This window comes from Nocardiopsis mangrovi (assembly GCF_042653925.1).
Lineage (GTDB): Bacteria > Actinomycetota > Actinomycetes > Streptosporangiales > Streptosporangiaceae > Nocardiopsis_B > Nocardiopsis_B mangrovi.
Genome location: NZ_JBHSFQ010000002.1, coordinates 407,209 through 420,203, shown reverse-complemented (window position 1 = coordinate 420,203; position 12,995 = coordinate 407,209). Strand labels below are relative to the sequence as shown.

General features: G+C 73.8%; 11 protein-coding genes. 1 reads left to right on the top strand and 10 read right to left on the bottom strand.

Going from position 1 to position 12,995, the window contains the following annotated elements:
• Nucleotides 1-150 precede the first annotated feature (150 nt).
• The 3 genes from ACFO4E_RS03845 to ACFO4E_RS03835 all read right to left on the bottom strand — a co-directional run bounded on the left by ACFO4E_RS03845 (nt 151) and on the right by ACFO4E_RS03835 (nt 3,746).
• Nucleotides 151-1,398 (bottom strand): methyltransferase domain-containing protein, encoded by a 1,248-nt coding sequence (locus ACFO4E_RS03845; protein WP_378571583.1) that lies wholly within the window; start codon nt 1,396-1,398, stop codon nt 151-153.
• 47 nt (nt 1,399-1,445) lie between these two features.
• On the bottom strand, nt 1,446-2,567 hold the full coding sequence (locus ACFO4E_RS03840; protein ID WP_378571581.1) for a DegT/DnrJ/EryC1/StrS family aminotransferase: 1,122 nt from the start codon (nt 2,565-2,567) through the stop codon (nt 1,446-1,448).
• A 69-nt stretch (nt 2,568-2,636) separates the two neighbouring features.
• On the bottom strand, nt 2,637-3,746 hold the full coding sequence (locus ACFO4E_RS03835) for a nucleotide disphospho-sugar-binding domain-containing protein (protein WP_378571579.1): 1,110 nt from the start codon (nt 3,744-3,746) through the stop codon (nt 2,637-2,639).
• 269 nt (nt 3,747-4,015) lie between these two features.
• Here ACFO4E_RS03835 and ACFO4E_RS03830 point away from each other — a divergent pair, with 269 nt between their 5' ends.
• The gene (locus ACFO4E_RS03830; RefSeq protein WP_378571577.1) at nt 4,016-4,810 is read left to right on the top strand and encodes a phytanoyl-CoA dioxygenase family protein; all 795 of its coding nucleotides are present in this window, start codon (nt 4,016-4,018) and stop codon (nt 4,808-4,810) included.
• Between the two features lie 70 nt (nt 4,811-4,880).
• On the opposite strand, the gene ACFO4E_RS03825 is transcribed toward ACFO4E_RS03830, so the two are convergent.
• The 7 genes from ACFO4E_RS03825 to ACFO4E_RS03795 form a co-directional block, all read right to left on the bottom strand.
• Entirely contained in the window at nt 4,881-5,453 is a 573-nt protein-coding gene (locus tag ACFO4E_RS03825) for an NADPH-dependent FMN reductase (RefSeq protein ID WP_378571576.1), read from the bottom strand.
• Nucleotides 5,454-5,487: 34 nt separating this feature from the next.
• A complete protein-coding gene (gene rfbA / locus ACFO4E_RS03820; protein WP_378571574.1) occupies nt 5,488-6,459 on the bottom strand; it encodes a glucose-1-phosphate thymidylyltransferase RfbA in 972 nt (323 codons plus the stop codon).
• The gene (locus tag ACFO4E_RS03815) at nt 6,456-8,405 is read right to left on the bottom strand and encodes an anthranilate synthase family protein (RefSeq protein WP_378571572.1); all 1,950 of its coding nucleotides are present in this window, start codon (nt 8,403-8,405) and stop codon (nt 6,456-6,458) included. The genes rfbA and ACFO4E_RS03815 overlap by 4 nt, the downstream gene beginning before the upstream one ends.
• Nucleotides 8,402-9,082: an isochorismatase family protein gene (locus ACFO4E_RS03810; protein WP_378571571.1), complete on the bottom strand. Its 681-nt coding sequence runs from the start codon at nt 9,080-9,082 to the stop codon at nt 8,402-8,404. The genes ACFO4E_RS03815 and ACFO4E_RS03810 overlap by 4 nt, the downstream gene beginning before the upstream one ends.
• Nucleotides 9,083-9,126: 44 nt before the next feature.
• Nucleotides 9,127-9,897: a 2,3-dihydro-2,3-dihydroxybenzoate dehydrogenase gene (locus ACFO4E_RS03805; RefSeq protein WP_378571569.1), complete on the bottom strand. Its 771-nt coding sequence runs from the start codon at nt 9,895-9,897 to the stop codon at nt 9,127-9,129.
• Between the two features lie 34 nt (nt 9,898-9,931).
• Nucleotides 9,932-11,098: a 3-deoxy-7-phosphoheptulonate synthase gene (locus ACFO4E_RS03800; protein WP_378571567.1), complete on the bottom strand. Its 1,167-nt coding sequence runs from the start codon at nt 11,096-11,098 to the stop codon at nt 9,932-9,934.
• Between the two features lie 135 nt (nt 11,099-11,233).
• A complete protein-coding gene (locus ACFO4E_RS03795; protein WP_465263121.1) occupies nt 11,234-12,481 on the bottom strand; it encodes an IS701 family transposase in 1,248 nt (415 codons plus the stop codon).
• Between the last annotated feature and the right edge of the window lie 514 nt (nt 12,482-12,995).

The following is a 12,995-nucleotide window of genomic DNA, read 5'->3' as shown; positions in this document are numbered from 1 at the left end:
TGGGTCGCCGCCGCCGGCCGCCGGCGGCTCCCGACGGCCCCCGGCCGCGGCCGGCCCGGCGGATGAGCCTTCCGCCGGGCCGGCCGCCGCGGTGCGGCGCGCTCACGGAGCGCCGCCGCTTCGGGGCGGCGCCTTCATCGGGGACGGTCCTCAGACGATCCGGACCTCGGGCACGTACAGCACCCATTTGCCCCCGGCGTCGCGGAACGCCTGCTCCTTGGCCATAATCTCGTCGGCGTGGTTCCAGGCGAACAGCACCGCGTAGTCGGGGTAGGGGTCGGCGAACCGCTCCGGCGGCACGACGGGCAGGTGGGCTCCCGGGGTCAGCCGCCCCTGCTTGGCGGGGGTGCTGTCGGACACGTGGGCCACCAGGTCCGGGCCGATGCCGCAGAAGTTCGTGACCGTCGCGCTCTTGGCGGTCGCCCCGTAGGCGGCCACCGTGCGCCCTTCGCCGCGCAGCCGCTCCAGAAGGGCCGACAGGTCGCGCCGGACGCGGTGGACGGACGCGGTGAATCCGGCGAGCGTCGCCGGGTCGCCGAGGCGCGCGGCCTCCTCTTCCGCGATGAGCGCGTCCACCGCGGGAGACGGCCGCCGGGCCCCCGCCCGCGCCAGCGTGTAGCGGACCTCGCCGCCGTGCACCGGCAGCCGCTCCGTGTCGACCAGCTCCAGGCCGAACCTGCGCGCCATCGCCCGTACGGACGCGGCGGTGAAGAAGTAGAAGTGCTCGTCGTAGATCTGGTCGAAGGACGTCTTCGCGACGATGTCGCCGAGGTAGGGGTCCTCGAAGACGAACACGCCGTCGGGCGCGAGGAGCGCGTCGATGCCCTTGAAGACGGAGTCCAGGTAGGGGATGTGGCAGAGGGTGTTGGCGGCGTAGATCACGTCGGCCGGGCCCTCGGCTGCGCGCACCGCGGCGGCCGTCGCGGCCTCGAAGAACTCGACCTTGACGCGCACGCCGTCCCCCGCGGCCAGCCGGGCGACCCCGGCGGACGGCTCGAAGCCGAGATGGCGCACGCCGGCCTCGCGCACGGTGCGCAGCAGCACCCCGTCGTTGCAGCCGATCTCCACGATGAACGGATCCGGCGCGCCCGAGACGGCCGCCGCGAAGCCGCGCGCCGTCCGCGCGAAGTGCTCGCGCATCACCGACGACCCGGACGAGTGGTAGGGGTAGTGCTCGTGGAACATCCGTTCCCGCGGCACCTCTTCGACGAGCTGGACCATGGCGCAGTCCGCGCACCGCCCCACGGCGAGCCGGTAGAAGAACTCCTCCGCGGTGTCATCGGGCCGGCGGAAGGCGTCGGAGAGCGGCTGGCGGCCCAGGTCGAGGAATTCCTCGACGCTGCCGGTGCATATACGGCACTCGGCCACCGCCCCGGCGTCGCGCACCGGTCGTGTCATGGTCTGCTCCTTCGGTTCGGGTGCGCGGGAGGGCGCGGCCGATCGGGTCACAGCCGGTCCAGGACGTCGCGCAGCGCGTCGATGACCCGGTTCTGGAGGGTCTCGGGCAGCGAGGGGTACATCGGCAGGGAGAAGATCTCGCCGGCGAGGCGCTCGGTCACCGGCAGCGCTCCGCGGTCCACGCCCAGGTGGCGGAAGCCCGCCATGGTGTGCACCGGCCACGGATAGCTGATGTTGAGGTGGATGTCGTGGGCCTTCAGCCGTTCGATGACGGTGTCGCGCATCGGGTGCCGCACGACGTAGACGTAGTAGACGTGCTCGTTTCCGTCCGTGGTCGCGGGCAGCACGAGCCCTCCGGGGCCGGTGAGGTCGGCGAGCCCGGCGGCGTACCGGTCGGCCACGGCCCGCCGGCCCGCCGTGTAGGAGTCGAGGCGGGTCAGCTTGCGCCGCAGGATCTCCGCCTGCACCTCGTCGAGGCGGCTGTTGTGGCCGGGGGTCTCGACGACGTAGTACTCCTTCTCCATGCCGTAGTAGCGCAGCCGCCGGAGGTTCGCGTCGACGGCCGCGTCCCCGGTCAGCACCGCGCCCCCGTCGCCGTAGGCCCCGAGAACCTTGGTCGGGTAGAACGAGAAGGCGGCGGCGTCGCCCATCGTGCCCGCGAGGCGGCCGTTGTGGCGCGCGCCGTGCGCCTGGGCGCAGTCCTCCAGGACCGCCAGGCCGTGGTCGTCCGCGAATCGGCGGACCTCGTCCATCGCCACGCACTGCCCGTACAGGTGCACGGGCAGCACCGCCTTGGTGCGCGGGGTGACCGCTTCGCGCAGCCGGCCGGTGTCCATGAGGAAGTCGTCCTCGCGCACGTCCACGAAGACGGGCACGGCACCGGCGCCGTCGATCGCGACGACGGTCGGGGCCGCCGTGTTCGACACCGTGATGACCTCGTCGCCCGGGCCGACACCCAGCGCCTGGAGGCCGAGCTTGACCGCGTTGGTGCCGTTGTCCACACCGGTGCACCACCCGATGCCGTGGTAGTCGGCGAACTCGCGCTCGAAGCCCTGCACGCTCGGGCCCAGGACCAGCCGGCCGGACGCGAACACCGTCTCGACCGCGTCCAGCAGGTCGTCCCGCTCCTTCTCGTACTCCGGCAGGTAGTCCCATACGCGTGTGGTCATGGCTGTGCCCTTTCACAGGGGTCGGGAAGGGGTGGGCGGGCGGCCGGGGTGCCTGCGGGGCCGCGGGGGTCATCCGCCCGCGAGCCCCTCCAGAAGGCCGACGACTTCCACCGGGGAGGGCAGCGCGGCCATCTCCGCGGCGAGGGTCCCGGCGCGTTCCCGGAACCGCGGGTCGCCGAGCATGCGGCCGCACGCCTTGGCGATGTCGGCGGCGCCGTGCCGGCCGGGTTCGAGCATCATCGCGGCACCGTAGTCGGCGAGGCGCCCCATCGCGTCGCCGGAGATGTCCTGGTTGACGATGAGCTGGGGCACGCCGAAGTGCAGCGCCGTCATGTCGGTCACGCCGCCGCCGTGGTGCAGGATCAGGTCGCAGGTGGGGGCGAGCACGTCCAGCGGGACCCAGCCGATGTCGATCCCGGGCAGCTCCGCGCGCAGGTCGGCGGCCACCCGCTCCGGGGCGCCGATCACCACTTCGACGCCGAGGTCGGCGACGGCGCGCGCCATGTGGCTCAGCGGTTCACCGCCGAACAGGCGCGCGCCCGCGGTGATGTACACGCGCGGCCTGTCCCCCTTGCCGTACATCCACGGTTCCAGGGTGCGCTGGGGGTTCACCGGCAGCCAGCGCATCGGCCGGCGCCCGCGGTCCTGTCCGGGCTCCCGCAGGCCCGGCGGGCAGATGTCGATCCACAGGGCGGGGTCGGGCAGCGCGTCGAGCCCGCGCTCCGCCAGCGCCGGGGCGAGCACCTCACGGGCACCGGGCGCGTACATGGCCGCGTCCACCCGGTCCCATTCCAAGCGCACCGCGGGCACGCCGAGCCGGTGGGCGAGCAGCGGCGCCGCGTAGAACATGGAGCCGCCCACGATCAGATCGGGCCGCCAGCGCTCGGCCATGCGCAGCAGCGGCTCCTGGCTCTGCAGGGCGATCTGGGAGTAGATGCGGCCGACCGCCGCCGCCTGCTCGGCCGGATCGGGGGGAGCGCTGCCCATGAACTCGGCCGCGTCCGCCTCGGTGACATCGGCGATCTTGACGGCGGGCAGGCCGATGGCGGCGATGTCCGGCAGCACCCATTCGATGCCGCCGACGATGACCTCGTGGCCGCAGCTGCGTGCGGCATGTGCGAGCGAGGCATGCGAGAAAATGGGTGAGGGACTGTTTCCGGGGATGAAGAGAATACGCATCGGTCCTCCGATCGCGGGTCGCGCCGAGAAACGGCGGGCCGGGCCGTGAATGAGCATGCGTGCGCCCGGCCCGGGCGACAAGGCGGCCCGAAACGGTGTGTCAGGTTCTCCGGGCGTCCCGGCGCGCGCGTCTCCGGGACCTGACATACGCACCCCCGAATCCGGGAAAAGTCCCGCCGATGCTCCTAGAACGGACGGGTGATCCCTGCACCCGTACGCGGCGTGCCCCGAGATCAACCGGAGACGCAACCCGTGAAAGGAGCCCAGGAATGAGCAATCCTGCGGAGATCACCACGCCGGAGAACCTCCCTGCGGAATGGATCCAGCGCTACCGGGACGAGGGATACCTGCACATCCCCCGGATCCTCACCGATGACGAGGTCGACCAGTGCTTCGTCGCCGCGGAGAAGCTCATCGCGGAGCGCGAGTCGGAGGACTGGGACGCCAGCGTGGACGACCACGTCTCCGAGGGCACGGTGATGAACTGGGTCGCGGGAGCCGACCTGCACAGCACGGCCCTGCGCATGCTGGCCCTGCACCCCCGGGTCACCGGGATCGCCGAACTGCTGACCGGCCGCACGATGCGGATGTTCCGCTCGGAGGTGGTGCGCAAGCCCAGCCGGAAGTCGTCGGTGACGCCGCCCCACATCGACGAGCCGTACTGGCCCTGGAAGGGCGGCGTGTCCATGACGGCCTGGGTCGCCCTGGTCGACGTTCCGGTGGAGCGCGGCTGCATGTCGTTCGTCCCCGGCTCCAACCTGATGTCCCCGCCGCCGGCCGCGGAGGACTGGGCCATCTTCGAGACCCGCCCGGAACTGGCGTGGCGCCCGCGGGTCACCGTCCCGGTGCGCGCCGGCGGCTGCACCTTCCACAACGAGCGCGTCGCGCACATGGCCGGTGCCAACCAGACCGATATGGACCGGCTGTCGCTCGGCACCGTCTACATCGACGCCGAGACCCGGTTCGCCCCTGAGGAGGGGTACTGCGAGGAGGAACTCGGGTTCGAGCCGGGCGACCTCGTCGCCGGCGACCTCTACCCCGTGGTCGGCCGGGCCGCGACGTAGGCCGGTACCGCCCCGGCGGCGGAGGGGGGCCGCGCGCCCCCTCCGCCGCCGGCCACGGGTACCGCGGCGATCAGCGGTTGTAGGGGCGCTCCCTGCGCGCGGTGCGCAACGCGGTCCCCCACCAGGTGAGCCGGTCCAGCAGCACCTTCGCCGCCGCACCCGCCCCCTCGGGTTCGCGGCACCGCCCGTTCTCGTCGAACTCCTCCCAGGCGTCGTGGAAGCTGACGACGTCGCGCAGCGGCACGGCGTGCAGGTCGCAGAGCACCGAGCCCAGGTGGTCGACCGAGCGCAGCGCCCCCGACCGCCCGCCGTAGGACACGAAGCCGAACGGCTTGGCCTGCCACTCCTCGATGTACCAGTCGATCAGGGTCTTGAGCGACGCCGGGTAGCCCCGGTTGTACTCGGGCGTCACCACCAGGAAGGCGTCGGCGGCGGCGAGGCGGGGGCGCAGCGCGTCGACCTGGGGCGGGCACTCCTCGGTGATCCAGGACGGCAGGGCCGCCTCGGCCAGATCCAGCTCGTCGAGGTCGAACCGGCCGTACGCGCGGGCCTCGGCGGTGATCCAGCGGGTGACGGTGGGGCCGAAGCGCCGTTCTCGGACGCTCGCGGTGACCACGGCCAGCCGCAGCGGCTCTGCTGACATGGCAATCTCCATTCGTGTTCGGGGCGGATGAGGATCAGGGCGAGGCGGGGGCCCGTGCCGCCGCGTCGCGCGGCCCGTCGAGCGGGTCGCGGAACGGGGGGCTGAGGGCGGCCTCCGCGTCGAAGCCGAGGGTGGCGGCGCGGTCGGCCGCGACGTCCATGATGTAGCGGCCGTAGGCGGTTCCGGCGAAGCGCTCCCCCAGCCGGTGGCACTGGTCGGCGTCGATGAAGCCCATGCGCAGGGCGACCTCCTCGACGCAGGCGATGCTCACGCCTTGGCGCTGCTCCATGATCTGCACGAACTCGCCGGCCTGGAGCAGCGTGTCGTGGGTCCCGGCGTCCAGCCAGGTGAAGCCGCGCCCCAGGTCGACGAGGCGCGCCCGGCCCTGCGCGAGGTAGACGCGGTTGACATCGGTGATCTCCAGCTCGCCGCGCGCCGACGGCACCAGGCCGCGCGCGATCTCCACCACCTGCTCGTCGTAGAAGTACAGTCCCGTGATCGCGCGGTTGGACCGGGGCCGGGACGGCTTCTCCTCAAGGGACACCAGGCGCCCCGCGGCGTCGGCCTCGCCGACCCCGTAGCGGTGCGGATCGGAGACCGGGTAGCCGAACAGCGTGCAGCCGTCGACCTCCCGGGCGTGCCGGAGCAGCAGCGACGACAGGCGCGGGCCGTGGAAGATGTTGTCGCCCAGCACCAGCGCCGCCGGCTCGCCGGCCACATGGCGGGCACCGATCCGGAACGCGTCGGCGAGCCCGCGCGGCTCGGCCTGCTCGGCGTAGCCGATGGACAGCCCCAGCTCCGCGCCGTCGCCCAGCAGCCGCCGGAAGGAGGGGAGGTCCTCCGGGGTGGCGATCACCAGGATGTCCCGGATCCCGCTGAGCATGAGCACGGACAGCGGGTAGTAGACCAGCGGCTTGTTGTAGACCGGCAGGAGCTGCTTGGAGACGCCGCGGGTGATCGGGTGCAGCCGGGTGCCGCTGCCGCCCGCGAGGATGATGCCCTTCACCGGTCCGCCCCCGCTCCGCTCACGCCCGGCAGGTGCGGCCCGCTCGCAAGGACGTGTTCCAGGCAGCGGGCGAGTATGCCGGGCCCGTCGCAGGTGAGCAGGGATTCCGGGTGGAACTGCAGCGACATGAAGCCGGGGCCGCGCAGGGCGTGCACCCCGCCGGCCGGGCCGTGGCGGCTCACCTCGACGGGGCCGGGCCGCGGACCGGGGGCGTCGAACTTGTCGTCGGCGCAGCGGGCCTCGTAGGTGTTGTAGAACCCGACGCGCTCGCGCCGGCCGAACAGGTCGATGACGTGCCGGTCCCCCTGGTTGGGGGCGTCGCGGCGCACCACGTCCAGCCCCAGCAGCCCGCAGAGCAGCTGGTGGCTGAGGCAGATCGCCAGGAACGGCCGGCCGGAGGCGAACAGGGTGCGCACCGTCCCGGCCACCGCGGCGATGCGGGGGTCGCCGAGGTCGCCCGGGTCCCCGGGGCCCGGCCCCATGACGACCACGTCGTGCCGGTCCAGGGCATGGGGCTCATCGTGGGCGCGCACCTCGACGCGGGGGCCCAGCGCCCGGAGCTGGTGCGCGAGCATCGAGGTGAAGCTGTCCTCGGCGTCCACCACCAGGATCCGCAGGCCGTGCAGCCGGGGGGACGCGGCCGGTGCGCCGTCGCCGAGCCAGAAGCCCGATACACCCTCGTTGCGCCGCGCGAGGGCCGTCCGCACCCCGCGGTCGGCGGAGAGGGACGCGGCGGGATCGTCCTCCAGAGCGGCGATCAGCCCGGCGGCCTTGGCCGCCGTCTCCTTGACCTCCGAGAGGGGGTCGGAGTGGCGCACGAGGGTCGACCCGACGCCGACGCGCAGCCGGCCGCCGGGGGAGATGTCGGCGGTGCGGATGAGGATCGCCGAGTCCAGGGTGCGCCGGCCGGCCGCGTCGCGGCCGATGAGCGCGAGGGCGCCGCTGTAGTGGCCGCGCCCCTCCGGCTCGTGCCGGGCGATCACGCGGCACGCGCTCTCCAGCGGGCTGCCCGTCACGGTCGGCGCGAACAGCGTCTCCCGCAGGATGTCCCGCGGGTCGCGGCCGCTGCTGCCCTCGATGAGGTACTCGGTGTGGGCGAGGCGCGCCATCTCCTTCAGCCTGGGTCCGACCACCCGGGGCGCGGCGTCGCAGATCCGCGCCATCATCTTCAGTTCCTCGTCGACGACCATGTAGAGCTCGTCGGTCTCCTTGCCGTCGGCCAGGAACGCCAGCACACCGTCGAGGCTCGGACCCTCGGGCGGGTACCGGTAGGTGCCGCTGATCGGGTTCATCACCGCGCCGCCCCCGCGCAGGCTGATGTGGCGCTCGGGCGAGGCGCCGACGAAGGTGCGCCCCGGCGTGTGCACGACGAACGTCCAGTAGACGCCGTTCTCCCGCTCCAGGAGCCGCCGGAACAGGGTCAGCGCGCTGCGCGGCACCGGCCCGCCGAGGGAGGCGGTGAACGTGCGCTTGAGGACGAAGTTCGCGCCCTCGCCCCGCCCGATCTCGTCGTCGATGATGCGCCGGGCGGTCGCCGCGTAGGCCGCGTCGGGGATGTCGAACGCCCCGCCGGTCATGCCGATGCCGATGTCGGGGAGACGCTCCAGGGCCTCGCTCAGCGGCACCGCGGAGTGCTCGGCCACCTCCAGGGCCAGCAGCGGAGCGCCGTCGTCGACGTGCGCGAACCCGCGTTCGCCGATCTGCCGGTAGGGCACCACGGCGAGCAGGTCGTGGCGGTCGCCCGCCGCGCCGCCGCCGGCGCCCTCGGCCGGCAGCGGCAGCGATGCCAGGTCCGGGCGCTCCGACACCGGACCGGCCAGGACCTCCACCGGCGCCGTCCCCGGCCGCGATTCGGGCCGGTGCAGGAGCGCGAACGCCGCCACGTCTCCGGCGATCACCCGGCCGAGCAGGTCCCGCTCCCCCGTCCGCGCGGACGCGCCGCTCACGTCCGCGCCTCCTTGAGACGCCCTCCCGGCCGGACCGGTGCGCCCACGGCGCCGAGCACGTCGTCGGTCATCAGCACCATCCCGCAGCGCTGCGCGGTGTAGTCGAGCGTGAGGCGGTGGAACCCCGGGGTGAAGTCGGCGACCGCGTCGGCCGGCAGGAACACCTGGATGTCGTTGGTGAACGCCTCGACGGCCGTCATGAGCACCCCCACGTGCGCGTACACCCCGCACACGATGAGCTGGTCGCGCCCTTCGGCGCGCATCCGGGCCAGCAGGCCGGACGCGTGGAAGGCGCTGTAGCGCCACTTGGTGAACGCCCAGTCGTCCGCTGTCGGCGCGAGCTCGTCCACGACAGCGCGGTCCTGGGGCGTCGCGGTCATCCCCGGCCCCCAGAAGTCCTTGAGCAGCCCCCGCTGGTCGGGCGTCATCGAGCCGGGCTGCGCGGTGAAGCCGACGGGCACGCCGCGCGCGGCGCACCTGGCCCGCAGCCGCGCGCAGTTGCCGATCAGCGCGGTCCGCAGTCCGGGGGCGCGCTCGAAGGGCCGCAGGAAGAAGCGCTGCATGTCGTGGACGAGGAGCACCGCGCGGCGGGCGTCCGGGGTCCAGTCGGCCGTGTTGCGCGGCAGTTCTCCGGCGGTGGGCATCGGGTAGGGCGAGATGGCTGGGATCGCGGGCATGTCCGTCCTCTGTTCGTCATCGGCCGTCCGGTGCCGACGGGGGGTCAGACGCCGAGCGTCGCCCCGCCGTCGACGGTGAGCGTGTGCATGGTGATGTGCGCCGCCGCGTCGGAGAGCAGGAACAGCGCCGCCGCGGCGACGTCGTCCGGCGATGCGACCCTGCGCAGCGGGATGCCGACGCGGTAGGCGCCCGGGGAGCCGTCGAGCGTGGCCCGCCGGTCCGCGTCACTGCTCCACATGGAGCGCAGCATGGGCGTGTCCGTGGAGCCCGGGGCGACCACGTTGCACCGGATACCGCGCTCGGCCAGTTCCAGGCCGAGGCATTTCGTGAACATCGCGGCGGCGGCCTTGGAGGCCGCGTAGGCGCCCATTCCGGTGCGGGCGGTTCCGGCCGCGTTCGACGCGATCGTGACGATGCTCCCCGAGCGGCGCGGCACCATCCGCTCGGCGGCGGCGCGGGACACCGCGAAGACGCCGGTGGCGTTGACCGCGATGCACTCCTCCCACTGGGCGTCGCTCAGCCGGCACGCCTCTCCCACGTGCAGGACGCCGGCGGCGTTGACCAGCTGCGCGACCGGGCCCAGGTGCTCCTCCGCCGCGTCGATGAGCGCGCGCGCCTGGGCGGGCGACCGCACATCGGTCGGCACCGGCAGCACCCGGGCGCCGTCGGCGGCCAGCTTGTCAGCGGTCACCGCCAGCGTCGCGGGGTCGCTGTCGGCCACGGCGACCGGCACCCCTTTCGCGGCCAGGGCCGCGGCGACGGCCCGCCCGACCCCTCCCCCGGCTCCGGTGACGACGGCTGCGCTTGCCTGCATCCTGCTCCTCCTCGCTTCGGCGGTCCGGAGCGGGTCACGCGGACCAGGCGGCCGCGACGGCCGCCGCCTGCTCCGGGTTGAGCCGCGGGTCGCAATGGGATGTGTACTTGCCGGTGACCTGGTCCACGTGGCACCGGTCGGGCACGCACTCGGTCACCCACTCGGGCGTGGTCTCCAGGTGCAGGCCCCCGGGCACGCCGCCGGCGCAGCGGACCGAGGACTGGAACTCGCGGACCTCCCGGGTGATGTCCTGGATGAACCGGGTCTTCAGCCCCGAGGGCGTGGACACCGTGTTCCCGTGCATGGGATCGCACAGCCAGACGACGTCGTGGCCGAGCCGGCGGACCGCCTCGACCAGCGGCGGAAGCCGTTCGGTGACGGTCCCGGCGCCCATCCGCGCCACCAGGGTGAGCCGCCCGGGGACCCGGTCCGGGTCGAGCCGCCGGCAGAGCCCCCGCACCTCCTCCGGCCGGGTCGACGGGCCGATCTTGCACGCGACCGGGTTGGCGGCGCGCGCCAGCAGCGCCGCGTGCTCCCCGTCGGCGTCGCGGGTGCGTTCGCCCAGCCAGGGCCAGTGCGTCGAGGCCAGCAGCGTCCGCCCGCCGGTGCGCCGCAGCATCGGGAGCTCGTAGTCCAGCAGCAGGGCCTCGTGCGCGGTCCACACGGGCGCGCCGTGGCCTCCGGCGGTACCGTCCGTCCAGCCCAGGTGCTGCATGACCGACCGCGCCGCGAGATAGCCCGAGCGCATCCGGTGCGGGTCGGGGCGCCGCTCCCGCGGGTCGGGCTCGGGGGAGTTGACCATGTGCCCGCGATAGGACGGGAGGCGGCGCCCGTTGACCACCTCGAAGGAGCGCGAACGCGGTTTGGCGAACTGGCCGGCGATCCGCCCGGCGCGGATCACCGGTTTGCGGGTGGTGAGCCCGAGCGTGCCGGCGAGCAGGTCCAGCAGCGCCGCTTTCGCCGCGACGTCGCGGGCCCCGGACTCGGCGGGGTCCTCGGAGCAGTCGCCGGCGAGGACCACCTGCGCCTCGCCCGCCGCGACCCGGGCCAGCAGCTCCCGCAGGCGGTCGGTGTCGCCGACGCGCACCAGCGGCGGCGCGTTGGTCAGCCACCGGCGCACGGCGGGGAGCGCGGGGTCGTCGGCCCAGTCGGGCTGCTGCGGCGCTGCGGGCGCGGGGGTGTCGAGGGGATCGGTGTGCACAGGCTCCTCCACGTGCCGGGGCTCGCGCTGAGAGAGGGGTCGGCTATCTGAGCGCGGCGGCCGGATCGGCTCGTGCGCGAAGACCCCATCCTGGGGCGGGGACGGCGGCCGGGCCATGGGAGCCGGCGGAGTTCGTCAGGTATGCCGCTCGCCTGGGCGGTCGTCCGACCGGGCGAGCGCGGCGGCGGCGTGGGCGGTGGACGCCAGGGTGATGTGGCGGTGCCACCCGCTGAAGGAGCGCCCCGCGTAGTCGCGGATGCCGACGTGGTCGCCGATGGCGTACTGCGCCAGTTCCGTGGTCCGGAGCAGGCCCCGAACGGGCGCGACGCCCGCTGCGGCCTGCTCCGGGGGCAGCGTCGTCAGCCACAGCTCGCCCGGCCAGTCCATGGCCGACGGCCCGATGCCGACCAGCGCGAAGGCGGCGCCGGGCGAGCCGACGCCGACCGCCGCGACCAGTTCCGGGCGGCGCCCGGGGCGAAGCGCCCGGCCGCGGGCCGGGCCGCCGTGCTCACCGACCGGCCGGCGCAGCGCGCGGGCCGCCCGCATGATGTCCGCCGCCATGAGCACGCGGCCGACGTGGCCGGTGAGGGCGGGGTCGGTGACGGTCAGCTCCAGTTCCGGGGAGACGCGGGCGACCGGGTGCGTTCCGGCGGCCCGCATCCGCCGCAGCGCACCGACGGGGTGGGAGTCCCGCAGGTCCATGACGATCGGGCGGGCGGGCAGGTCCCACTCCGACCGCAGCGCCAGGCACGCGTCGGCGGCCCGGTCGGCCAGCGTGCCGCCGGCCTCCCCCTCGGGCAGGTGCAGGTGCCAGTCGACCGGAACACTGGCCGATTCCGACGCCAGCCAGACACCGACGGCGCGTTGCGCGGTGCGGAACCCGTCCGCGCCGGCGGGGTCGTGCCCGGCGTAGGCGGGGTCGTGCCCGGCACCGGCGGGGCGCCGGTCGCTCTTGGAGATGGGCAGCGGACGCACCACCCAGGCCCGCGGCCGGGCCGCGTGCATCACGTGCTGGGCCAGCGCGCGGCGCACGGGCGTCCAGTCCCATGTGGAGCTGCAGATGAAGTGGTGGAGGCTCTGCCCGGTCCCGGAGCCGCCGATCTGCGCGGCGATCCTGCGGACCGACTTGCGGCCGGGCGTCGACAGGAGCCCGTGAAGGTAGTCGCGGCCCTTTCGGCGCTGGTCGCTGCGCGGCAGCGACGCGAAGACCACGTCGGCGAGACGGCTCAGCTCCTGCTCGCTGTAGGAGAAGGGCGATGCGGCGCCGGCGGGCCCGCCCCGGGCCCGGGGCGGGCCGGAGCGGTGCGGCCGGCGTCCATTCCCCGCCGTTGCCGTCGGCCGTTCGGAAATACGTTGTCCGGAGTGCTGTAAGAGGTCCCTCACACGTTCCCTCCGATCTGGTGCGCCCGGCCCGCCGCTGCGCGCTCGAACGCGATTCAGGGGGTGGCGAATAGACCTGAGGATAGGAATCCGTCGCACTCCGGATAAATGGCAATCCCGAGTGCAACTTCTTGTGGACCGAACACCGCCGGATGGCTGGAACTTGTCATGGACACTCCCCTCGGGGGAGCCCTGTACCGTCTCCGGACGAATACGGGAATCCTTACTATCGGCAGGAAACCCGCCACCGGTCGATCAGCGGCCGCCCTCGCGCAGCACCCCGAAACGCCGGGGTCCGGACGCCGCGACGGCCCCATCCGCCCTCGTCACGGACGGTCCGCCCCGCGGACCCGAGACACCGCACACCGCCCGGCGGAACCGGACCACGACGTCGGCTCCACTTCGGGGAATCACACGATAAGGCGTTCCCTGATTCCGGTGATGTGCGCCGAGACACCCCGAAAAGGCGGATGCGGGTCACCGGAGAAATCATTTCGACCGCCGGAGGCCGGCACCC

Bases quoted from the DNA above. Each gene is read 5' to 3' on its own strand.
- ACFO4E_RS03845 (WP_378571583.1), bottom strand. From the start codon at position 1,398: ATGACACGACCGGTGCGCGACGCCGGGGCGGTGGCCGAGTGCCGTATA.
- ACFO4E_RS03825 (WP_378571576.1), bottom strand. From the start codon at position 5,453: ATGTCAGCAGAGCCGCTGCGGCTGGCCGTGGTCACCGCGAGCGTCCGA.
- ACFO4E_RS03830 (WP_378571577.1), top strand. From the start codon at position 4,016: ATGAGCAATCCTGCGGAGATCACCACGCCGGAGAACCTCCCTGCGGAA.
- ACFO4E_RS03805 (WP_378571569.1), bottom strand. From the start codon at position 9,897: ATGCAGGCAAGCGCAGCCGTCGTCACCGGAGCCGGGGGAGGGGTCGGG.
- ACFO4E_RS03810 (WP_378571571.1), bottom strand. From the start codon at position 9,082: ATGCCCGCGATCCCAGCCATCTCGCCCTACCCGATGCCCACCGCCGGA.
- ACFO4E_RS03835 (WP_378571579.1), bottom strand. From the start codon at position 3,746: ATGCGTATTCTCTTCATCCCCGGAAACAGTCCCTCACCCATTTTCTCG.
- ACFO4E_RS03840 (WP_378571581.1), bottom strand. From the start codon at position 2,567: ATGACCACACGCGTATGGGACTACCTGCCGGAGTACGAGAAGGAGCGG.